A 21,349-nucleotide genomic window follows, 5' to 3' on the forward strand; every position below is an offset into this window, starting at 1 on the left:
CACGGCCTGTGGGTCCAGCACGACGGCTACGAGTTCCCGCTCGTCCTGATCGTCATCGGTGCCGCACTGACCGCCACCGGCCCCGGACAGTGGTCGGTCGACGGGGCCCTCGGCCTCGCCGACTGGCCCCTGTGGTGCCTGCCCGCCGCCGTCCTCGCGGGCGTCGGCGGTGGCCTGGCCACCCGCCTCGCCCTGCACCGCAGCTGATACGGGCAGCACGCAACGGACGCCACGCAACGGGCTCGGGCCCCTGGAAGGGAAACCTTCCAGGGGCCCGAGCCCGTTCGCACGCCACCACACCGGCGGCACCTCCCCTCTCCTCGTCCCGGCCGGAGCGCCTCAGCGACCAGCGGCCAGGCGGCTCAGCTCGGTGTCCCAGTCGATCAGTCCGGACTCCCTGCCCCGCGGCACCAGGCCGAAGCTCCGCTCGCGCAGCCAGCTCTCCACCGGCTCGACGGGGACGTCGATCGTGGCGGTGCCGTCGTCCCCCCTGAGCGTGATCCGAAGCCCCCGGCGCCCGTGGCAGCGGCACGGCGGCAGGATCCGCACGTCGCCCATCCCGGTCGGCCGGCGCAGGCCCTTCCACAGCAGGTCGCGGGAGAACTCCCAGGTGCCGACCGCCGGATCGGAGCCGGGGAACTCCATGACCACGGCGAACGGCTCGTCGACGCGGTACACGAAGCGCACCTGCAGATCGATGAACCGGCCTTCCCCCAGGCCGAGTTGTGCGTCCAGTACGGGCGTGGCGCAGACCGCGCCCGCCGCGGGGCCGTGATCGGGGAAGGAATGGCGGCCGGGCACGGCACCTCCAGGGACGATGAGCGGAACGAAGGAACGGCATGAGAGCGGCACGGAGAACGGCACGGAGAACGGCGCGGAAAACGGCATGAAAAAGTGCCGGGCCCGCCGACGAACGGGCCCGGCACGAAGCGGAACCGGGCCTGCCGACGAACAGGCCCGGCCCGCGGTCACTCCCCGGTCTCGGGGGCGACGACCAGGTGCTCGGCGAGGAACCAGACCTGGGTCTCGCCGGTGCGGATGATCTGGGAGACCAGGAGGTCCTGGGTGCCGTCGTCACCGAGCTCCGCCGTGCGGCGGGCGGCGTCACGGACGTCGGCGAGGATGGTCTCGTGCGCGTCGAGGAGGCGCGAGAGCATCGACCGCACGCCCTCGATGCCGTCCGGCGGACGCGGAACGCCCGTGATCTGCGCGGCGTGACGGAGATCGCCCACCGCGACGCCGCCGAGGCTCTGCACCCGCTCGGCGAGCGCGTCGACCAGCTCCAGCTGCTCCTGGGCGTGCTTGTCGAAGAGCAGGTGCAGCTGGTACGAGGTCGGCCCGCGCATGCCCCAGTGGTACTTCTTGTACAGTCCGTACAGGAACTGGGTGTCCGCGAGGACCCGGTTGAGCCGCTGGCACGAGTACTGCCGGGCGTCGTGGGAGAGCGCGATCGGCAACTGGGTGACGGTGCCGAACTCCTGGATCTCGGGACCGTGCTGGTGGAGGCGCGGCTGGCTGCTCATGGTGCTCCTGATTCGTGCGGGGTCGGAGGTGGTCAGTGGCGATGGCCGAACCCCTGACGGCGGCCTCGCCCGAGGCCTCCGGATCACTGACTTCCGTGGCCCTCAGGCTAGGAACGCACGGGCCGGCGGTGTGTCCTGACCGCGCACTGTCCGCGATCGGTCAGCGCACCGGACCCGTGGGTCGCGCCGGTGTCACCCGAACGGCCGACCGGTGCGCCCGCCCGCGGCACTCTGGGGCGAATCGACGTGCTCTCAGAGGCAATCGGACGGCAGCCACCGCGCCTAACGTGGAACCCGTCGCAACCGAGCACTGCCGCGGGACGCTGCCGTGGGCAGCTCCCCCCAGCAGCTCCCGTAGGAAAGGGAACACCCATGCCGTACATCACCGTTGGCCAGGAGAACTCCACCTCCATCGACCTCTACTACGAGGACCACGGCACCGGCCAGCCGGTCGTCCTCATCCACGGCTTCCCGCTGAACGGCCACTCCTGGGAGCGCCAGAGCGCCGCCCTGCTGGAGGCCGGCTACCGGGTCATCACCTACGACCGCCGCGGTTTCGGCCAGTCCTCGCAGCCCACCACCGGCTACGACTACGACACCTTCACCGCCGACCTGCACACCCTGCTGGAGACCCTCGACCTGCGCGACGCCGTCCTGGTCGGCTTCTCCATGGGCACCGGCGAGACCGCCCGCTACGTGGCCAAGTACGGCTCCGAGCGGATCGCCAAGGTCGCCTTCCTCGCCTCGCTGGAGCCGTTCCTGCTCAAGACCGACGACAACCCGGACGGCGCCGCCCCCCTGGAGTTCTTCGACGGCATCGTCGCCGCCGTGAAGGCCGACCGGTACGCCTTCTACACCGACTTCTTCAACGACTTCTACAACCTGGACGAGAACCTCGGCACCCGGATCAGCGAGGAGGCCGTCCGCAACAGCTGGAACGTCGCCGCCTCCGGTGGCGCCTTCGCCGCCTCGGCCGCGCCCAGCACCTGGTACACCGACTTCCGCGGCGACGTCGCCCGCATCGACGTGCCGGCCCTGATCCTGCACGGCACCGGCGACCGCACCCTGCCGATCGACAACACCGCCCGCGTCTTCCACAAGGCCCTGCCCTCCGCCGACTACGTCGAGATCGAGGGCGCCCCGCACGGCCTGCTCTGGACCCACGCCGAGGAAGTCAACACCGCGCTGCTCACCTTCCTCGCCAAGTGACCCGGACGGCCGCGCTCCCCCGGCCGCGGCCGTCCGACCGACCCTGGTACCGCCGTCGCCGCCCCAGGCCCGACGGAGACGGCGGTACCGGCCACCCACACGCGCCCGGCGTCCCCTCCAGTGGACGCCGGGCGCGTGTCACGACCAGGAGGTCCCCCGTGAAGCTCCGCTTAGCCCGCCGCATCGTCCCGCTGGTGGCGGCACTCTCCGCCCTGACCGCGATCCCCGCCGCCTCGGCGGCCCAGCGCACGACCCAGGACACGCCCACGGCCTCGTCCCAGGGCTCGCCCCAAGGCTCGTCCCAGGGCACTCAGGCCGAACGGCCGGGTGCCCACCGGCAGTTCGCTGTCGGCCCGCAGTACGATTCCACCCACGTCTACGTCGCGCCCGGCACCGAGCAGGCCTTCGTGACGAGCTGGACGTCCACCTTCGGCGGCACCACCATCGGCCCGGTCTCCACCCAGGTCACCCCGACGCCCAGCCGGACGCTCTCCGAGCTGGTGGTGTCCCCGGTCGGCACGCTGTCGGTGTTCGACTACACCACGCCCGTCCCGTACCCCTTCGGCACCGAACGCACCGGCTGGCTGGTGACCGACCTCGACCAGGCCGTCCGCGCCGCCCGTGCCGACGGCGCGACCGTCACCGTGTCGCCGTTCGCCGACCCGATCGGCCGCGACGCCGTCGTCCAGTTCCCCGGCGGGATCAGCGCCCAGCTGTACGTCCACACCACGCCGCCGTCCTACCCCGCCCTGGCCAGCGTGCCGGAGAACCGGCTCTACCTGTCGGCGGACGCGGTCGGCGCCTTCCTGCGCAGCTACCTCGCCTTCACCCAGGGCCGGATCGTCGCCGACGACCGCAGGGCCGACGGCACCGCCATCGGCCTGCCCGGCACCACGTACCGGCTCATCCGCCTCACCTCGGGCTTCGGCACCACCACGGTCGCCGTGACGGACGGCCACCTGCCCCACCCGTACGGCCGGGAGCTCACCGGCTACGGCGTTCCCGACCTCGGCGCCACCCTGGAGCGGGCCGAGGCCGCCGGCGCGACGGTGCTGTCCGGACCGGTCCGCGCGGGCGGCCGGGACAGCGCGATGGTGCAGTTCCCCGGCGGCTACATCGCGGAGATCCACACCGACCGCTGACGACCGGCCCGGCACAGTCGTCGGCGGGCCGCCTCCGGTGCGTCGACGAACGGCCGGGCACCTCGCAGCCCGGCCGCCCGTCGACGCACTCGCACCCTTGTCCGACCGTTGCCCGGCCCTTGTCCGACTCCTGTCCGGCCCTCGGGTGACGCTCCGCCCCGCTCACCACCCGTGGGCGGCCACCCCCGCCCTCGGCGCCGCCCCCGGCCGTACGGAAACCGATCTGGCGGCGTCCTGGACGAGTTCCGCGACCGCCGTGGGCCGGGAGACCGCCACGCTGTGGGAGGCCTCGGGCAGTTCGAGGACGGTGGCGCCGGCCCGCTGGGCGGTGAAGCGCTGGATCGACGGCGCCAGCGCCTGGTCGGCCCCCGTCACCAGGGCCCAGGAGGGCGTGCCGCGCCAGGCCGCCACCGTCGGCTCGTCGGTCAGCACCCGCTCGGCGGCCGGGCGCTGGAGCGCGGCGAGCACCTGCGCCACCTCCGGGTCGAGGTCGGCGGCGACCAGCGGCCGGAAGCACTCCGCCGGCACGGAGAGCTCCGTCTCCCGCTGGGCGCCGCCGGTGGTGAACTCCGTGCGGCGCAGCCGGGAGATCAGCGGTGCGGGGGTGAACCGGTCCGCGAGCGCCTGGTAGCTCTCCCCCACGTCGGGCAGGTAGGCCGCCACGTAGACCAGCGCCACCACGTTCGGCGCGGAGCCGGCCTCCGTGATCACCGCGCCCCCGTAGGAGTGACCGACCAGCACGACGGGGCCGTCGATGCCCGCCACCACGGACGCCAGGTAGGCGGCGTCATGGGCCAGGCCCCGCAACGGGTTCGCGACGGCGAGGACCGTCAGGCCCCGTCCGTGGAGCTCGGCGACGACGCCGAACCAGGTGCTGGCGTCGGAGCAGCCGTCGTGGACGAGCACGACGGTGGGCCGGGTGGAGGACATGGCGGCCTTTCGGATGGCGCCCGGGCGGCGGGGCATCGGTGGGATCGACGGGATCGACGGAGCGTGGAAGCGGTCGTGGTGGAGAGGTCAGGAGGCCGTGTTCCGGTCGTCGGTCTGCGCCGCGTAGGCCTGCCACTCGCGGGGCGAGACCCCGTAGGCGTCGCGGAACGCCCGGCTGAAGTGGGAGTGACTCACGAAGCCCCACCGGTGCGCGACCGCGGACACGCTGGTCTGCCGCCGGGACGGACGCTCCAGCTCCCGCCGGCACGCGTCCAGCCGCCGCTGCCGCACCCACTGGCCCACCGTCATCCCCTCCTGCTGGAACAGCTTGTGCAGATAGCGCACCGAGATGTGCTGCGCCCGGGCGATCGACTCCGGCGCGAGGTCCGGATCCGCCAGGTTCTCCTCGATGTGGGCCCGGATCCGCGCCAGCAACTCCGCCGAGCCACCGCCCGGCTGCTCAGGACCCTCCTCCTCCAACAACTCCGTCACCAGGATCGCCACGAGATCCGAGACACTGCGCGCGAGGTGGTCACCAGGCCGCGCCCCGGGCACCCCGGCCCGGTCCCGCACCCGGGCGGCCAACGTCAGCAGGAACTGCGAGGCGAGCGCACCGACACCCTCGCTCCCCCGCGCCACCAGACCACCCGTACGCCGCACGTCACCATGGCGCACCCCCAGGTAGAAGCACGGGAGCCGGAAACGCACCGTCCGGCACCCGGCCTCCCGCAGCAGGCCGGCCGGATGCGGCGAGGTACCGATCAGCAGGTCCCCCGGAGCCAGCGCGGTACTGACACCGTGACGCCGCACCGAGGCCGCCCCCCGGACGTGCAGGGTGACGTAGAGGCAGTCCTCGGGATCGGCCCCGGGCGGCGGGGACAGGACGTCGATGCAGGCGCCGGCGGCCTGATCGGGCAGGTGGACCCGGCTTTCGGGTGCGGGGGTTTCGGGCATGAGTGAGGGACCCGAGAGGATCATGGAAGGCTCCGACCGGTTCGTGGGGTTCAGTGCGAGGTGTGGGGGAGGATCGCCCGCCGTCCGGCGCCCGGTGGAGGTGGCACCGTCGGCTGTAGGGCGTTCATCGGCGGCAGGGCGTTCAGGAGAGGAACTTCTCCACGACGGCGTTGAACTCGCCGGGGTTCTCCAGGAACGGGAAGTGCGAGCTCGCCACGCTCCTCGGGAACACGTGCAGGCGGGCACCGGGGATCCGCTCGGCGATGTAGCGCTGGGACGACGGGTCCACGTGGCTCCCCTCGCAGCCGAGCACCAGGGTCGGCACGTCGATGCAGTCGAGGACGTCGCGCCAGTCCTGGGCGCAGTGGTCGAAGAGCAGCGGAACGCCCGCGTACGCCGGGGTGGCGCGGATCTGCTCGGTCACGAAGGCGAGCAGGTCCGGGTCGGTGTCGCCGCTGAACATCGAGCGGACGAAGCCTTCGCGGACCGCGGCACCGTCCGGGCCGGCCAGCGCGGCGCACAGCTCCAGCAGCCCCGCCACGTCGAAGATCGCGCCGGACTCGCGCTGCTCGGCCGGTGCCGTCCAGGGCACCGCCGCCACGGCGGCCGGCTGGTCGACCAGGACGAGCCGACGGATGCGACCGGTGCCGTGCCGGTCGATGAAGCTCCACCACACCGAGGCGCCCATCGACCAGCCCAGGGCGTCGAAGGTCTCCAGGCCCAGGTGGTCGAGCAGGCCGAGGACGTCGTGGGCCAGGCGCGCGATGCGGTAGCCGTGGCGCGGCTTTCCGGAGCGGCCGTGGCCGCGGAAGTCCACCGTCACGACGCGCCGGCCCGGTGCCAGGCCCTCGTACTGGTGGCGGAACATCTCCTGCGTCTGCCCCCAGCCGTGGAGCATCACCAGCGGGACCCCGTCGCCACCGCTGTCGCGGTAGTCCAGGCGCACACCGTCGTCAGTGATCAGTTGGTGCATGGTGCTCGTTCTTGTCCGTTCGTATCGGCTCGTCGGGTCCGAGGAGTCCGGGACCCGTAGGTCGCCGGGGGGATGAGCGGCAGCTCGTAGTGAGGATTCTCGCGGTGGGCCGAACCCGTGACCACCGACCGACGTAGGGATTGCCCGACGACGCTTCATCGCTCTGTAGCAACGCCGTCCTGCCAGGACGTCACCTGCAACGCCGCCACCTGCGACGACGTCACCTGCAAGGACGTCACCTGCGGCAGGGCCGCGTCCCGGGCGCGCTCGCGGCCTACCGGTAGGCCGCCTCCGCCGGAACCTGCAGCAGGTCGCGCAGCCGCAGCCCCAGGTGCAGCACCAGGCGGTGCGCACCGTCGTCCAGGTCCAGGCCCGTGATCTCCTGGATCTGGCGCAGGCGGTAGTACAGCGAGGTGCGGTGCAGTTCCAGGGCCTCCGCGGTCTTGGGCACCGAACCGGCGTTGTCCAGGTAGCAGCGCAGGGTCTCCTCCAGCCGGGCGTTTCCGCCGCCCTCCAGCAGGCGCCGAAGCGGCTTGGGCAGGAGGGAGTCGTCGAGCGCGCTCTCGGGCAGCTGGAGGAACACCGCGTACTCCCCGAGCCGCTCCCAGTCGCCGATGCCCTGCAGCCGGGGCAGCCGACGGGCCGCGCGCACCGCCACCCGGGCCTGGTCGTAGGAGATCCAGGCGTCGGCCAGCGCCGTCCGGCGCCCGCCCACGCCCACCGCCACGGTCGGCTCCGGGCCCAGGAAGGTCGTCAGGGAGCGGACGACGGCGCGGCACTGCTGTTCCAGGCCGTCCTCCGCGGGTTCCCGCTCGAAGACCTGCACCAGGACCGCCCGGTCCTGGTCGACCATCGACAGGCCGCGGGCCGTACGGGTCCGCCGGAACGGCTCCAGCGCGGCGCGCAGCGCCACCTCGGTCTGGCCGGAGGGCCCGTGCCACCCGGAGACCGCCACGCTGGTCACCACGACGTGCGGGCCGGCCGGCAGCAGACCGTCGTCCACCACGCGCTGGTGCGCGGCGCAGCGCTGCGTCGAGTCCGAGCCGACCAGCCGGCTCACCAGAGCGCGGACGTGCTCCTCGTCCTCGTCCGAGGCTCGCCGCTCGGCGTACATCTCGACCGCCACGGCGCGGGCCACCCGGTCGATGGCCTCGGTCTCGGCCGTGGTGAGGGGCTCGCCCGCCGCCACGACCATCAGGATGCCCAGCATGTGGCCGCGTTCCAGGACCGGGACGCAGTAGCGCGGCCGGAGCCCCAGGTCGTCGCGGCCCGGCAGGATCCCGGGACGGGTCCACCGGGCGACCCCCTGCGACAGCACGTAGCGGATGGTCTCGTCGTCCGCGGTGCCCTGGAGCAGCGTGCGCACGCGCACCCGGTCCTCGTCGCCGAAGTGCCGGCTGGTGCAGATCAACCGCACCAGGGGGTCGTCGAGAACGACCGAGCGCCCCAGCTCCTCGGCCAGGCCGTCCACCAACGTCTGCAGCACCTCGCCTCCCGAACGCGAGCGCTGGTTCCATCTCTGCATGATCACAAGCCTCCTGGCGCCATTCATACAAGGAGCGAAACGGGCTCGACAAACGTTCGACAAACCGAGGATCCGACGGCTCCACCGGTGCCGGACAGCGACCGCCCCGGCCCGCACCGACAGCCGGAAGCGGCTCCCCGGACGAAGCCCGGAGACGACCGCGATCCATGAACTCTCATCCGACATACGGGAATTGACGTTACGTCAGCCGCCACGACGGCCGACCGCGCGACCGCCGGCCACACCGCTCCCCGACCTCAGGACCGCACCCACCCGACACCGAGGAGCCCACGCCCCGCCATGCCCGTCGGGCGATCGGTGCGCGGATCGTCACCTCGCGGTGCACGGCCGGAACACCCACCCCCGGCACCGCTTCCTAGCCTGGGAGCCGTTCCGCCTCCCCCTGCTCCCGGCAGCTCCCAGGGCCCGAGGCGAGAGCGCCGCACCGCCACCGGCCACCGGTGCCCAGGGCGTCCGGCGCCCGCACTCCCCCTCCCCCCACGCCATCGCCATCGCCAGGAGAAACCCCCGTGCCCGCCCACCACCCCCTCTCCGACCCCCAGCCCCACCCGGAAGCCGCCGGCACCGACCTGACCCTCGACGCCCGGCTCGTCCTCGGCGAACACGAGTCCGTCGACGTCCCGGTACGCCTCGCCTACCGCGGCGACGACCCGCTCGCCGTCGGACTCGAGTTCCTCGGCCCCGCCGCGGAAGCCGGCACCTGGCACTTCTCCCGCGACCTCCTCTGGGAAGGCCTCCAACGGCCCACCGGCCTCGGCGACGTCCGCATCTGGCCCCCCTGCACCTGCCACGGTCGCGCCGCCCTGCGCATCATGCTCAGGAACCGCGACCACGTCGCCCTCGTCGACCTCCCCACTCGCCAGGTCCGCCGCTGGCTCCGCCGCGAGACCTTCACCCTCGTCCCCCAGGGCACCGAGGGCACCCTCATCGACTGGCCCGCCGAACTCGACGGCCTCACCGCCTGACCTCCGCGCCCCACCGGCACGACCAGCCCGCCCTCACCGGCCTCACACGGGTGGAGGACCGTACGCAGCACCTGACGGGCAGCGGCCCTCCAGAGGCGGAAGGGCAGGTCCGAGGAATTGGCCCCCGGCTCCGCGGCCGAGACGGGCACCGCGCTGCGGCACCTGCTGGACCAGATGACCGAGAAGGGCGCGGTCGTCCTCGCGGACATCGTCGACACCCAGGCCTTCCAGGCACTGGTCGAGCGGTACGGCGAGATCACGGCCCAGGAGGGCAGCGGCAGTTTCATCCACCGCTTCGTCGACCTGCGCAGGACCATCGGGCTGCTCACCGATCCCGCGGTCAACCAGCCGTTGCTCCACCCGCTGATGGTCGCCCTCATCTCCTACGCCGTCGGCGGGCCCGTACGGATCGTCGATGCCCGGGCGAAGGACGCCGAACCGTTGTCGGTCCTGGCGCAGGACAACATGCTCCACATCGACAACACCCCCTTCAACGACGAATACGAGATCCTCGTCACCTGGCGGCGCGGCACGACCGAGGCCCCCGTGACCGAGGAGGACCACCGGCTCGCCTCCCTGTTCCCGCCCTCCGAGGATCCGGCCCCGCAGTCGACGTGCCTCCCGACGGAAACACGTGATCAAGCAGAGGCCGCCTCGATTTCCGGCGAACGGAGAGCCCCACCAAGAAGGATCTCGGTGGGGCTCGAAGTCAAGCCGAGCGGACCGACGCGTGCCCCCGGTACCGTCAGTGCCATCCCTCGCACCGCCGCTACAGGAAGGATCACTCGGCGACGGCCAGGTCCCCGACCAACTGCACGCGTTCGTCGAGTTCCTGGGCGAACTCCCGCCATGTCTCGGCGTACTGACGCGCGAGGTTCGCCACCAGTACCCCGCAGTGCGGCGGCACCACGGCCGTCAACTCGGTCCACTCGTCCGTCCCGATGGCGTTCTGCCGCAGCAGTCGCAGCAGCAACCGGCCCTCCTCCTTGTGGCGCAAGGAGGGATCCCGCAGCAGCTTCTCCAGCACGGTGGCCGGATCGCGCTGCACCAACCGCATCCGCCGTTCGGTGCGCTGCCGGGGGACTCCGGCCACGGTGGCGGACTCGCGGGGCGCGCCGCCCGCCGCGGACCGGGCACCCACCGGGTCCTCGCCGGATTCAAGACGTCGGCGAACGTCGCTGACCGTCGCCGGAGATATCCCCGCGAGCCGCGCCACCTCGCGCAGCGAGGCCTGCGGACGCTCAGCGATCAGTTCGGCGGCCCGCTGCCGGCCGGCCACGCTGCTCAGCGGGCGGACCTTGCCGTCCCGTCCGACTCGGGCACCCAACTCCGGTACAGCCTCGCTCGAGCACCGCCGGATCGCCGCCACGGCCTTGGCCCCCAGGCCCGCCGCCCGCGCGATCGCCCTGTCGGACATGTGCGGATGGGAGACCACGATCCGCGCAGCCGCGGCACGGCGATCAGCGTGCGACAGCGGCAAGCCGTGGGTGACGTTCGCTTCAACGGCCCACAAGAACGCATCGTCGGTGCTACCGTCGAAGAACTCGACATCTATGGTCTCCTGCCCTTTCAGGAGAGCAGCCATCAGACGATGCATTCCGTCGATCACCCGCATGCTGCGCCGATCGACGAGAATGGGTGGAAGTGGTGCGTCGAGCTCGGCCAGTCGGGCGACGTGATCCCCGTCCGCCCCGCTCAAGCGAGGGGATTCGCCGGGCAGCAGGGAACCGATCGAAACCGCCACAACCGCCCGCTGGCGGAAGTCGACAGGAACAGCCCCGGCAGTCGGCTCGACGGTCACCCCCTTGCCGGTCGTCAAATTTCTTGATTTGAAAGAGCCAACGGTTGAACGAGTCAATGCATTTCCCCCATGATGAAGAACAGCTTAAGCCTGCTGCACGCATCACCCACAGTTACGCAAGAGCACCTGTACGCAAAGCGCATGACCTTCGCATCAAGATCCTCTCGGCCTCTACTCCTCCACTACAGCCCACACCGCCATACCCCACGGCAGAATCGCCGAATGCATACCACTGCGACGCATGGGTAACACCTCATCACATTCGGGAGAGCGCCGAGGCGAGGCCGCGAGGCGAACTCACTCCACCATCGCGCGACACCTCTCCCCATGTAACCATCACGCGTGCATGACCCATCTCCCACATCCGCATGGAGAGTTCTCAACCCGCCAAAGTTGGATAGTACTCAACAACCGCAGGAGTTCGATACGCAAGAGGCGGTCGGGCGCTCCACAACCTCACGTCGAGCCGCGATCCCGCCCCCCCTGCTGGCACCGGTCGGGGACGATCAAGCGGGTTCCCCGAACGTCAGCGCGGCGTTCAACTGTCGACCGCCGCAGTTGAACGGGCCGCGGCCGGCAAGGGCGAGGACACCCTGGCGGCCGTCGCAATGCCGACCACGGTAAAGCAATACTAATTACCGGTTATTTCCTTGGAAAAGAGTCCGAATTCCTTCGGGGTCGGCACGTTTCCGGTCGCGGGTGAGGTTCGACGTGCGCGAGGCCATGGATTCATCGCCCCGGACCATGGTGGAGAGGATGTCCTTCTGCGCGTGAACGACCTGCTGATCCCGGATTCCCCGGTACGCTCAGGCCGGTCGGATTCGAGATCGAGGGTGGCGGCCGCGGCCCGGAGGCCTCGTCCGTTCAGATGGCAGCGGAGGCCGACGTCAAGGCGACGCCGGCGTCACCGAAGATCCCTTTGGTGGACTTCCCTGCCACTGCGGTCAGCTCGACGGACAGCGGCGACCCCCTGTGCGATGCGCACCGAGGAGAAGTGCACGGCGCACACGCCCGATCTCCTATTGAAGGCAGCACCGAAGGCAGCACCGTCGCTCTCCCGCGAGCAGGTCCTACGGATCCGCCGCGCACTGGTGCAGTTCGGCCAGGATCGCGGCTGGAGACAGCCGGCATGAATCACACTTCTCGGATAGCCGGCCTCCGCCCAGGAAGCGCTCCCCCGTGATGCAAGCGCCCGCCAAGAGATCTCGCAGACGTGATCGAAACCATGGGTGAAGTGGAGCACGACGGCACTGGGATTCGATTCGTGATGCCGTCCGAACGGTGAAGTCCCAGCAGTCGCGCGCCGCGGGGTCTGCGCAGAGCGACGCCGACCGACGCCGACAAGACTCCCAAGCCACCGCAGCACGACCGGTTGCGACCCACCTGCGGAGACCTCGCCACCGCCGGCCCGCCCCTGGACGGCCGGCGACCTGTAGACCGCCGTCACGAACCGGAGTTCGTGGCGGTCACGCCTCGGCTGCCGCCCGGATGAACCGCGCCAGCCGACCGATGCCGTCCGCGATCTCCTGCTGCGTGACGCAGCTGACGGACAGTCTCATGCCGTGCTCTCCGCCGCCCTGGGGATAGAAGTAGGACATCGGGGTCCAGATGACTCCGAACTCCTGCGCCGAGCGCGTCAGCGCGACGTTGTCCACACGGAACGGAACGGTCACGGCCAGGAAGAAGCCCCCGCTGGGCTTGTTCCAGTGAACCCCGAGTTCCGCCCGGGTCTCCCGTGGAAAGCACTCTTCGAGCCGACGCAGGGTGGCCTGCATCGCCTCCCCGTAGTACTCCGAGGTCCTGGCGTTCAGCCCCGAGGCCCGTCCGCCGCCGCCGAGCAGCATGCCGGCCACCGCGGCCTGGCTCAGCGGGGAGGTGTTCACCGTCACCATGCTCTTGATCTTGGTGAGTTCATCGGCCAGCAGGCCGCGGTTGCCGGCTCTGTCCACGACCAGCTGGTCCGCCACCGCGAAGCCCACCCGCGAACCGGGGAAGAGGGTCTTGGAGAACGACCCGAGATGGACCACCCGGCGACCGCTGTCGAGGGACTTGAGGGTCGGCAGCTGCTGCCCGGGGCTGACGATCCGGTAGGGACTGTCCTCCAGGATGAGGATGTCCTGACGGGCCGCCAACTCGAGCAGCTCGTGCCGAGCCTCCAGCGGCATCGTGGTCCCCGAGGGGTTCGAGTGGTCGGGGACCACATAGAAGGCCCGGGGCCGGCGCCCGCGCGCCCGTTCGGCCAGGATCGCCGCTTCCAGCTCGGCGCAGCTGAAGCCGGACGCGTCCTCCTCGACAGCGATCAGCTCGACGCCCAGCACCCGGGCCGCACCGGTGATCCCCACGTAGCAGGGACTGGAGGCCATGAGCACGTCCTCGGGGCCGGAGACGAGTGCACGCACCGCGAGGAACATCGCCTCCTGGCAGCCCACGGTGATCACGATGGACTCGGCCGGTACGTCGGTGTTCTCGTCCAGGCGAAGCGACTCGGCCACCAGCTCGCGGATCCGGCCGCTTGCCGGGCCGTACTGGAAGAGCGCGTCACGGACCTGGGCCGGCGAGTGCCCGGTCTCCTCCAGGTGATCGAGGTAGCGCCGGATGTGCGCGAAGACGTCCTCGGTCTCGAAGAAGCCGTCGTACGGGCGGCCCGGGGCGAAGGAGATCGCATCCGGATAGCGCTGCGTCACCTCGTTGAGGAAATTCATCGTGTCAAGCACGGGGTCGGAGAGGCTGAAGTGCAGCTCCTCCTTCCGCAGGCTGTTTTCTTCCGGCGCCGGCCGGAGCTCGCTGCGCATCATCAAAACCGCCAGTTCGTCGGGGGGACAGCCGATCACCCACACGTACGGTCGCAGGCATCCCGCGCCCCCGGTCCGGCGCGATGGTCTTCGAGCGTCGACTCAAAGCGATCCTGACTGAGCCCACTCCGTCGGAGCACTATGACGCGGCATCGCATCGTGGATCAATGCTCGGGTGTCATCGACCGGTCCGCTCGACCTGCGTCCAACCGGCGCGATGCCGCAGTTGAACGCAGGTCGGCCGGCCGCGGGCCGACGCGTCCGGCCGACAACGCGGCTGCGGCGGCCCGGCATTGATCAACGCTGCGACCCGATGCCATAGTGAGGAGCCGTAGCGCCGCGCCGTGCAATGAGTTGCGTGTCAGCTGCATTTCGTCAATGGCCGCGGGCCTTTTCTCTTTTCCCGTCGAATACGGCGCGACTGTCGGTTTTGCCATGCGATCCCGGGCCCGTAGTTCGGCAGCAGAATTCCAGTTGGAGGGAACACATGGGCGACAGTAGCGAGCTGAGGTATCTCCGCTCGAACGTGATCATCGAGCCGCTGGTCGACAGGTTCTACGCTTGGATGTTCACGTTCGCACCGGTCCCGGCGTCGATGAACCTGGCGTTCCTGCAGGTGCCGCTGCTCGAGTCGTACCTGCAGTCCCCACAGGTGCACGTCGCGGCCAGCAACAACCCTGACCTGCGCGGCGGTTACTTCGTCAACGTCCCCGAGGAGCGCGCCGGCGAGGTCGCGGAGCTGCTCGAGACGATCAAGAGGGACCGGGCCGACATGCTGGCCTTCGCCGAAGCGATCGCCGAGGGCGAGGAGCTGGTGCGCCAGAACGCCACCGGCTTCGACCTCACCCCGCTCTACCCGAAGCTGCCGACCGCCCTGAACGGGCTGGTCGAGATGGCGTACGACACCAGCAACCAAGCCGCGCTCCGCTTCCTCGAGCCGCTCACCTACAAGAGCCCGGCCTTCGACGAGCGGCGCCAGTCGGTTCAGCTGTCGCTGGACGACGGTGTCGAGCGCCCGTTCATCCTGAGCACCCCGCGGCTCCCCTCGCCCGACGTGCTCGAGCTGCAGATCCCGTTCAACCACCCCGGTCTGGAGGCGCTGTTCCAGGCCCGGACCAAGCCCACCACGGCCGCCGCGCTGGTCGAGGCGCTCGGCCTCGACGAGACGCAGGCGGCGCAGCTCGACAAGCTGCTGACCACCGAGCCGAGCCTGTCCGCGGACCGGCACATCGAGGATGGCGGCCGGATCCGCTACTTCGGCCACGCCTGCCTGGTGCTGCAGACCCCCGACGTGTCGATCGTGACCGACCCGTTCATCAGCACCGACAACACCCAGGGCGACCGCTACACCCTGGACGACCTGCCGGACTACATCGACCTGGTCCTGATCACCCACGGGCACCAGGACCACATCGTGCTGGAGACCCTGCTGCAGCTGCGCGGTCGGGTCGGCGCCATCGTGGTTCCGCGCTCCTCTCGGGGCAACCTGGAGGACCCGTCGATGGGCCTCTACCTCCGGGAGATCGGCCTGCCGGTGATCGAGGTCGACGACTTCGACGAGGTGCCCTTCAAGGGCGGCCGCGTGGTGGCCACCCCGTTCCTCGGCGAGCACTCCGACCTGGACATCCGCTCCAAGTCGACCTTCTGGGTCGAACTGGCCGGGAAGAACGTCTTCGTCGGTGCGGACTCCTCGGGCATCGACCCGGTGCTCTACCGCTACATCCGCAACAACCTGGGCCAGGTCGACATGGCCTTCCTGGGCATGGAGTGCGACGGTGCACCGCTGACGTGGCTGTACGGCGGCCTGTTCACCAAGCCGGTCACCAAGAAGATGAGCGACTCGCGCAAGCTGTCCGGCTCGAACGCCGCGCAGGCCGGCGACATCATGGTCGAGTTGGGCGCCACCGAGGCGTACATCTACGCCATGGGCGAGGAGAGCTGGCAGGGTCACGTGATGGCCACCACCTACCACCCGGACACCTACCAGCTCAAGCAGATCGAGGAGTTCCTCGGCTGGTGCAAGGAGCGCGGCTTCACCGCCGAGCACCTGTTCAACCAGCGTGAGTGGCGCTGGTAGCAGTCTCGGGTACGACCTTCGGCCCGCTGCGGGGTCCATGCCCGCGACCCGGTGTCGCGACCAGACCGCGCGGCGGGCCCGGGCGGCTCCCCCGCAGCCGTACCGCACACGGTTCGCCGAGCGGTCGACCGACGGTACCGGGCCGCGCTCGGCAGTCCCCGCGGCCGGCCCTGCCCGACCCTCACGCGCGGCTCCGGCCGGGCGGCCGGACGGCCGCCCGGCATTTCTTGTGGGCAACCGATCCGGGTCCGTGGATCGGCTGAACGAGGGAACCCTCAATGATCGACAGCACCCGCCGTCCCGACGACGGCGCACCGATGCGGGAGTACCTCCCCGTGGTGCCCGCGGATCTCGCGACCGCGGTCCAGCGGCTCGCCGACGCCTCCGGCGTCGGCACCGACACAGTGCACCTGGCCGCCCGGCTCAAGGTGGCCGCGGCGGTCACCGGCTCCTCCGACCTCTCGTCGGACGAGGGCAGTTGGGAGGACCTGGTCGCCCGGGTGGCCACACCGCCGGGGCGGGCCGAGGCCGAGCTGGCCTGGCAGGGCGTCGGCGCCCAGGGGTACGTGCCGCCGGCGCAGGTCGCCGGCTACCTGCTGACCGCCCTGCACCGGCTGACCGCAGACCCGGGCGAGCCCCACCGGCTGCGCAGCCTGCTCCCGGAGGCGGAACTGCGCAGCCAGCTGGAGGCGTTCGCCGGCCCGGTCCGCCCGCTGCCCGATCGCCGCTTCCACGAGCTGTTCGAGGAGCGGGTGCGCCACCACCCCGACGTCGTCGCCGCCGTGCAGGGCGAGCGCGGTTGGAGCTACCAGGAGCTGAACCGGCGGGCCAACCGGATCGCCCGGCAGCTGCACCAGCGTGGGCTACGCTCCGAGGACGTTGTCGCCGTGGTGACCGAGCGCACCCTGGAGTGGCTGGCGGCGGTGCTGGCGGTACTCAAGGCGGGCGGCTGCTACCTGCCCCTGGAGCCGCACTTCCCGGCCGACCGGATCACCGCGGTACTGGGCCGCAGCGAGGCCCGCTGGGTGCTCGCCGAGCGCGGCGTGCCGCACCTCGACGAGGCGCTCCGGGGCCGCTCCGACGTCGAACTCTCCTACCTGGACGAGCTGCTGGCCTGGCAGGGCCCGGACCACGACCTCGGCCTCACGGTGGCCGCCGACCAGCTCGCGTACATCTACTTCACCTCGGGCTCCACCGGTGAGCCCAAGGGCGCGATGTGTGAGCACGACGGCTTCCTCAACCATCTTCTGGCCAAGATCGAGGATCTCGGCATCGAGGAGGGCCAGGTGGTGGCGCAGACCGCGCCGCAGTGCTTCGACATCTCGCTGTGGCAGCTGGTCAGCGCGCTGCTGGTGGGCGGCCGCACCCACATCATCGAGCAGGAGACCGTCCTGGACGTCCACCGGTTCGTCCGGACGGTGGCCGACCACGGCATCCAGGTGCTCCAACTGGTCCCCTCCTACCTGGACGTGGTGCTGTCGGCGCTGCAGGAGCGGCCCCGGCCGCTGCCCGCGCTGCGCTGCGTCTCGGTGACCGGTGAGGCGCTCAAGAAGGAGCTCGCCCAGCGCTGGTTCGCCGCTTTCCCCGACGTGCTCCTGGTCAACGCCTACGGGCTCACCGAGACCTCCGACGACACCAACCACGAGGTGATGGACCGGGTGCCGGACCATCGGTCGGTGCCGATCGGGCGACCGGTCCGCAACGTCCGGGTGTATGTCGTGGACGATCGGCTCGACCCGGTCCCGCTGGGCGCTCCCGGCGAGATCGTCTTCTCCGGGGTCTGCGTCGGCCGCGGCTACATCAACGACGAGGCGCGCACCGAGGCGGCGTTCGGCCTCGACCCGCACCGACCGGGTCAGCGGCTCTACCGCTCGGGCGACGTCGGCCGCTGGCTGCCCTCCGGAACCCTGGAGTTCCTCGGCCGACGGGACTCGCAGGTGAAGATCAACGGCTTCCGGATCGAGATCGGCGAGATCGAGAACCGGCTGCTCCGGGTCCCGGGCGTGCGGGACGGCGCCGTTGTGATCGCCGGCGGTTCCGGGAAGCCGCAGCTGGTCGGCTACTTCACCGGCCGGGACGCTCCGTCCCCCACCGACGTCGGGCAGGCCCTGACGGCGGCGCTGCCCGCCTACATGGTGCCGCAGCGCCTCTACCGGATCCCGGAGCTGCCACTCACCGCGAACGGCAAGACCGACAAGAAGGCGCTGCTGCGGATGGCCGCCGAGTCCGAGCGGGCCCTCGACGGCGCCGTCGAGGCCCCGGCGACCGACTCCGAGCGCCGGGTCGCCCTGCTGTGGGCCGAGCTGCTGAAGGTGCCACTGGAGCGCATCGGCCGCGACTCGCGATTCGCCGAGCTCGGCGGCACCTCGATGACCGCGATCCGCCTGGTGATCGCGCTGGACCGGGTGCTGACGGTCAAGGACCTGGCTGACACCCCCACGGTCGCCGAGGTGGCGGCCCTGCTGGACCGGATCGACGCAAGCTCCCCCGAGAGGACGACACCGTGAGCTCCACGACCATCCCCGACCCGGCGACCCCGGGCGCGCAGCGCCGACCCGGCGGCCTGCACGTCCTGACGGCGGCTCCCGGCCCCGGCGGGGCCGCCGGCTGGGCGGCCGGGCACCGCGACGAGGTGCGGGCACTGGTCGCCGATCACGGGGCGGTGCTGCTGCGCGGCCTGGACGTCGGCTCGGCCGCCCAAGTGGCCGCGGTCGCCGACGGCCTGGGCATCGGGAGGATGACCGAGCGGGAGCGGTTCGCCCCGCGCGGCAGGCACGCCGACGGCGTCTACTCCGCCTCCGAGTGGCCCGCCGACGAGCCCATGTGCATGCACCACGAGCTCAGCTACGCCGCCGAGGTCCCGAGCCTGCTGCTGTTCGGCTGCCTGACCGCGCCGGCCGGTGGCGGGATGACCGAGGTGGCGGACGGCCAGGAGGTGCTCAAGGCACTGCCCGCCGAGCTGGTGGAGCGCTTCACCCGCGAGGGTTGGCTCCTCACCCGGATGTACCACGAGGTCGGTGTCCCCTGGAGCGACGCGTTCCAGACCGATGGCCGGGCCGAGGTCGACGCGTACTGCGCGGCCGCCGGTCTGGAGCACGAGTGGCTGCCCGGCGACCGGCTGCGCACCCGGCAGCGGCGTGCCGCCGTGGTCCGGCATCCGCGCACCGGTGCCCCGGTCTGGTTCAACCAGGTGGCCTTCCTCAACGAGCGGACCATGGACCCGGTGATCCGCGACTACCTGGTCGACGTCTACGGCCCCGACGGCCTGCCCTTCAACACCGCCTACGGCGACGGCTCGGTGATCTCCGACGAGACCGTCCACACGATCAACGAGGTCTACCTCAAGGCCGCGGTCGGCGAGCCCTGGCAGGACGGCGACGTCCTGCTGCTCGACAACCTCCGGATGGCACACAGCCGGGCCCCCTACCAGGGCAGGCGGGAGATCGTCGCCATCCTCGGCGACCCGGTCCGCCTTCCCGACCACCTCCGGTCCTGACCCGGCCTCAGCCGATCTGCCCACGCCCAGCCCAGAACCACGGAGTCCGCATGTCCGACAACACCGCTGTGCCCCCGTTCGCCGTGATCTCCGGCGGCCAGGTCCACCGGGTCCTCGACGGCCGGCACCGGCAGGTCGTCGACCTCATCGAGTCCGCCTACCGCGCACACGGCGCCGGTGACACCGTCAACCCGCCGTCGTACTTCCTGCGCTTCCCCGACCGCCCCAGCTCCCGGATCATCGCGTTGCCCGCCTCCATCGGCGGCGAGACCCCGGTGGACGGCATCAAGTGGATCTCCAGCTTCCCGGAGAACCTGGAGCGCGGCATCCCCCGCGCCTCGGCCGTGCTGATCCTCAACGACCACGACACCGGCTACCCGCTGGCCTGCCTGGAGAGCTCGATCATCAGTGCCAGCCGCACCGCGGCCTCCGCGGCGCTGGCGGCCGACCACCTCACCAAGCACGACGACCGCCCCCGGCGGATCGGCTTCTTCGGGGTCGGCCTGATCGCCCGCTACATCAACGACTACCTGGCCGGCACCGGCTGGTCCTTCGACGAGTTCGGCGTGTTCGACCTGTCCGCCGAGCACGCCCACGGCTACGCCGACTACCTGAAGCGCTCCACCGACGGATCGGCCAGGGTCACCGTGCACGGCAGCGCCGAGGACGTGGTCCGCGGCAGCGACCTGCTGGTCTTCGCCACCACCGCCGGCGCCCCGCACGTCACCGACCCGGCCTGGTTCTCGCACAACCCGGTGGTCCTGCACGTCTCGCTGCGCGACCTGTCCCCCGAGGTGGTGCTCGCCTCGACCAACATCGTCGATGACGTGGAGCACTGCCTGAAGGCGGACACCTCGGTGCACCTGGCCGAACAGCGGGTCGGTCACCGCGACTTCATCGACGGCACCCTGGACGACGTGCTCACCGGGCGGCTGACCCCCGCCGCCGACCGGCCGGTGGTGTTCTCCCCCTTCGGCCTCGGGGTGCTCGACCTCGCGGTCGGCAAGCACGTCTACGACACCGTGCTCAGCGCCGGAGAGCTGGGGGTCGTCGAGGACTTCTTCCACGAGCTGCGCCGCTACGGCTGACCGGCCCGGATCCCCTGACAAGCGCGGCTGCGGGAGGCAAGCGGTGATCATCTCGGCACCTCACGAATACAATGAGGCCGGCCTGTACGTAGACCTGGCCTCTTCCTTCGAGCTGCCCCTCTATCTCAAGTGCGAGGGCTTCAACTTCTCCGGCTCGATCAAGCAGAAGCCCGCCCTGGAGATGGTCGAGACGGCCGAGAAGTCGGGGCTGCTCGGCTTCGACTCGATCCTGGTGGAGTCCTCCTCGGGGAACCTGGGAGTCGCGCTCAGCATGATCGCGGCGAGCAAGGGCCACCGCTTCGTCTGCGTCACCGATGCCCGTTGCAATCCGGCCACGCGCCAGATCATGGCGGCGTTCGGCGCCGAGGTGCACGTCATCACGGAGCCGGATCCGGTGACCGGGTTCCTCGGTGCTCGGCTGGCGTACGTCCAGCGGCTCTGCGAGAGCGACGAGCGCTACCTCTGGCTCAACCAGTACGTCAACTCGGACAACTGGCGGTCCCACTACCGACTGACGGCTCCACAGATAGCCGACCAGTTCCCGGAGCTCGACCTGCTCTTCGTCGGCGCCGGAACCACCGGCACCCTGATGGGCTGCGCCCGCTGGTTCAAGGAGCACCGGCCCGGCGTGCGGATCGTCGCGGTGGACAGCGTCGGCTCAGTGGTCTTCGGCGGACCGGCGGGACGCCGGATGATCCCCGGCCTCGGCTCCGGAGTGCGGCCGCCGCTGCTGGACGAGTCCCTGGTGGACGAGGTGGTGACGGTCCCGGAGGCCGACACGATCCGGGCCTGCCACCGACTGGCCGGCCACGGGTTCCTCTTCGGCGGCTCCACCGGGACGGTGGTGGCCGGC

The 21,349-nt window shown here is 71.0% G+C and carries 17 protein-coding genes and 1 pseudogene; 9 read left to right on the forward strand and 9 right to left on the reverse strand.

The features are described 5' to 3' along the window. Positions 1 to 207, forward strand: a pseudogene (locus tag ABZ449_RS38795) (DoxX protein); the annotation flags it as partial. A 132-nt stretch (positions 208 to 339) separates the two neighbouring features. Here ABZ449_RS38795 and ABZ449_RS38800 read toward each other — a convergent pair. Both ABZ449_RS38800 and ABZ449_RS38805 read right to left on the reverse strand, forming a co-directional pair. Further along, complete coding sequence (locus tag ABZ449_RS38800; RefSeq protein WP_360355911.1) at positions 340 to 801, reverse strand: SsgA family sporulation/cell division regulator; 462 nt, start codon at positions 799 to 801, stop codon at positions 340 to 342. 167 nt (positions 802 to 968) lie between these two features. Next, positions 969 to 1,523 (reverse strand): DNA starvation/stationary phase protection protein, encoded by a 555-nt coding sequence (locus ABZ449_RS38805; RefSeq protein WP_360355913.1) that lies wholly within the window; start codon positions 1,521 to 1,523, stop codon positions 969 to 971. Between the two features lie 372 nt (positions 1,524 to 1,895). On the opposite strand from ABZ449_RS38805, the gene ABZ449_RS38810 reads away from it, so the two are divergent. Both ABZ449_RS38810 and ABZ449_RS38815 read left to right on the forward strand, forming a co-directional pair. Beyond that, positions 1,896 to 2,732 (forward strand): alpha/beta hydrolase, encoded by an 837-nt coding sequence (locus ABZ449_RS38810; protein WP_360355916.1) that lies wholly within the window; start codon positions 1,896 to 1,898, stop codon positions 2,730 to 2,732. 158 nt (positions 2,733 to 2,890) lie between these two features. After that, on the forward strand, positions 2,891 to 3,874 hold the full coding sequence (locus ABZ449_RS38815) for a glyoxalase (RefSeq protein ID WP_360355919.1): 984 nt from the start codon (positions 2,891 to 2,893) through the stop codon (positions 3,872 to 3,874). Positions 3,875 to 4,036: 162 nt separating this feature from the next. Here the strand turns inward: ABZ449_RS38815 and ABZ449_RS38820 are convergent, their stop codons facing one another. The 4 genes from ABZ449_RS38820 to ABZ449_RS38835 all read right to left on the reverse strand — a co-directional run bounded on the left by ABZ449_RS38820 (position 4,037) and on the right by ABZ449_RS38835 (position 8,256). Then, positions 4,037 to 4,804 (reverse strand): alpha/beta hydrolase, encoded by a 768-nt coding sequence (locus ABZ449_RS38820; protein ID WP_360355921.1) that lies wholly within the window; start codon positions 4,802 to 4,804, stop codon positions 4,037 to 4,039. 87 nt (positions 4,805 to 4,891) lie between these two features. Next, positions 4,892 to 5,758 (reverse strand): helix-turn-helix domain-containing protein, encoded by an 867-nt coding sequence (locus ABZ449_RS38825; RefSeq protein WP_360355924.1) that lies wholly within the window; start codon positions 5,756 to 5,758, stop codon positions 4,892 to 4,894. Positions 5,759 to 5,900: 142 nt separating this feature from the next. Continuing rightward, complete coding sequence (locus tag ABZ449_RS38830) at positions 5,901 to 6,731, reverse strand: alpha/beta hydrolase (RefSeq protein ID WP_360355926.1); 831 nt, start codon at positions 6,729 to 6,731, stop codon at positions 5,901 to 5,903. Positions 6,732 to 7,005: 274 nt separating this feature from the next. Beyond that, positions 7,006 to 8,256, reverse strand: coding sequence for a helix-turn-helix domain-containing protein (locus ABZ449_RS38835; protein ID WP_360355929.1), 1,251 nt, complete (start codon positions 8,254 to 8,256; stop codon positions 7,006 to 7,008). Positions 8,257 to 8,786: 530 nt separating this feature from the next. On the opposite strand from ABZ449_RS38835, the gene ABZ449_RS38840 reads away from it, so the two are divergent. After that, a complete protein-coding gene (locus ABZ449_RS38840; RefSeq protein ID WP_360355932.1) occupies positions 8,787 to 9,242 on the forward strand; it encodes an SsgA family sporulation/cell division regulator in 456 nt (151 codons plus the stop codon). 42 nt (positions 9,243 to 9,284) lie between these two features. Here ABZ449_RS38840 and ABZ449_RS38845 read toward each other — a convergent pair whose 3' ends face one another. From ABZ449_RS38845 to ABZ449_RS38855, 3 genes are all read right to left on the reverse strand, one after another. Then, positions 9,285 to 9,806: a hypothetical protein gene (locus tag ABZ449_RS38845; RefSeq protein WP_360355935.1), complete on the reverse strand. Its 522-nt coding sequence runs from the start codon at positions 9,804 to 9,806 to the stop codon at positions 9,285 to 9,287. Between the two features lie 217 nt (positions 9,807 to 10,023). Then, positions 10,024 to 11,061 (reverse strand): helix-turn-helix domain-containing protein, encoded by a 1,038-nt coding sequence (locus ABZ449_RS38850; protein ID WP_360355938.1) that lies wholly within the window; start codon positions 11,059 to 11,061, stop codon positions 10,024 to 10,026. A gap of 1,448 nt (positions 11,062 to 12,509) precedes the next feature. Beyond that, positions 12,510 to 13,757: a PLP-dependent aminotransferase family protein gene (locus tag ABZ449_RS38855; protein ID WP_360355941.1), complete on the reverse strand. Its 1,248-nt coding sequence runs from the start codon at positions 13,755 to 13,757 to the stop codon at positions 12,510 to 12,512. Positions 13,758 to 14,322: 565 nt separating this feature from the next. Between ABZ449_RS38855 and ABZ449_RS38860 the strand changes: the two genes are divergently transcribed. From ABZ449_RS38860 to ABZ449_RS38880, 5 genes are all read left to right on the forward strand, one after another. Continuing rightward, complete coding sequence (locus tag ABZ449_RS38860) at positions 14,323 to 15,912, forward strand: MBL fold metallo-hydrolase (RefSeq protein ID WP_360355943.1); 1,590 nt, start codon at positions 14,323 to 14,325, stop codon at positions 15,910 to 15,912. A gap of 278 nt (positions 15,913 to 16,190) precedes the next feature. Next, a complete protein-coding gene (locus tag ABZ449_RS38865) occupies positions 16,191 to 18,419 on the forward strand; it encodes a non-ribosomal peptide synthetase (protein WP_360355946.1) in 2,229 nt (742 codons plus the stop codon). After that, positions 18,416 to 19,408 carry a TauD/TfdA family dioxygenase gene (locus ABZ449_RS38870; protein WP_360355948.1) on the forward strand — a complete coding sequence of 331 codons (993 nt, stop codon included), beginning with the start codon at positions 18,416 to 18,418 and terminating at the stop codon, positions 19,406 to 19,408. The genes ABZ449_RS38865 and ABZ449_RS38870 overlap by 4 nt, the downstream gene beginning before the upstream one ends. A 50-nt stretch (positions 19,409 to 19,458) precedes the next feature. Then, positions 19,459 to 20,496, forward strand: a complete 1,038-nt coding sequence (sbnB, locus tag ABZ449_RS38875) for a 2,3-diaminopropionate biosynthesis protein SbnB (protein WP_360355951.1) — start codon at positions 19,459 to 19,461, stop codon at positions 20,494 to 20,496. 43 nt (positions 20,497 to 20,539) lie between these two features. Beyond that, on the forward strand, positions 20,540 to 21,349 hold an 810-nt coding region (locus tag ABZ449_RS38880), incomplete at its 3' end, for a pyridoxal-phosphate dependent enzyme (RefSeq protein WP_360355953.1).

The organism is Kitasatospora sp. NPDC005856 (genome assembly GCF_040629945.1).
Classification (GTDB): Bacteria; Actinomycetota; Actinomycetes; order Streptomycetales; family Streptomycetaceae; genus Kitasatospora.

Bases quoted from the DNA above. Each gene is read 5' to 3' on its own strand.
- ABZ449_RS38805 (WP_360355913.1), bottom strand. From the start codon at position 1,523: ATGAGCAGCCAGCCGCGCCTCCACCAGCACGGTCCCGAGATCCAGGAG.
- ABZ449_RS38810 (WP_360355916.1), top strand. From the start codon at position 1,896: ATGCCGTACATCACCGTTGGCCAGGAGAACTCCACCTCCATCGACCTC.
- ABZ449_RS38820 (WP_360355921.1), bottom strand. From the start codon at position 4,804: ATGTCCTCCACCCGGCCCACCGTCGTGCTCGTCCACGACGGCTGCTCC.
- ABZ449_RS38825 (WP_360355924.1), bottom strand. From the start codon at position 5,758: ATGCCCGAAACCCCCGCACCCGAAAGCCGGGTCCACCTGCCCGATCAG.
- ABZ449_RS38830 (WP_360355926.1), bottom strand. From the start codon at position 6,731: ATGCACCAACTGATCACTGACGACGGTGTGCGCCTGGACTACCGCGAC.
- ABZ449_RS38835 (WP_360355929.1), bottom strand. From the start codon at position 8,256: ATGCAGAGATGGAACCAGCGCTCGCGTTCGGGAGGCGAGGTGCTGCAG.
- ABZ449_RS38860 (WP_360355943.1), top strand. From the start codon at position 14,323: ATGGGCGACAGTAGCGAGCTGAGGTATCTCCGCTCGAACGTGATCATC.
- ABZ449_RS38865 (WP_360355946.1), top strand. From the start codon at position 16,191: ATGATCGACAGCACCCGCCGTCCCGACGACGGCGCACCGATGCGGGAG.
- sbnB (WP_360355951.1), top strand. From the start codon at position 19,459: ATGTCCGACAACACCGCTGTGCCCCCGTTCGCCGTGATCTCCGGCGGC.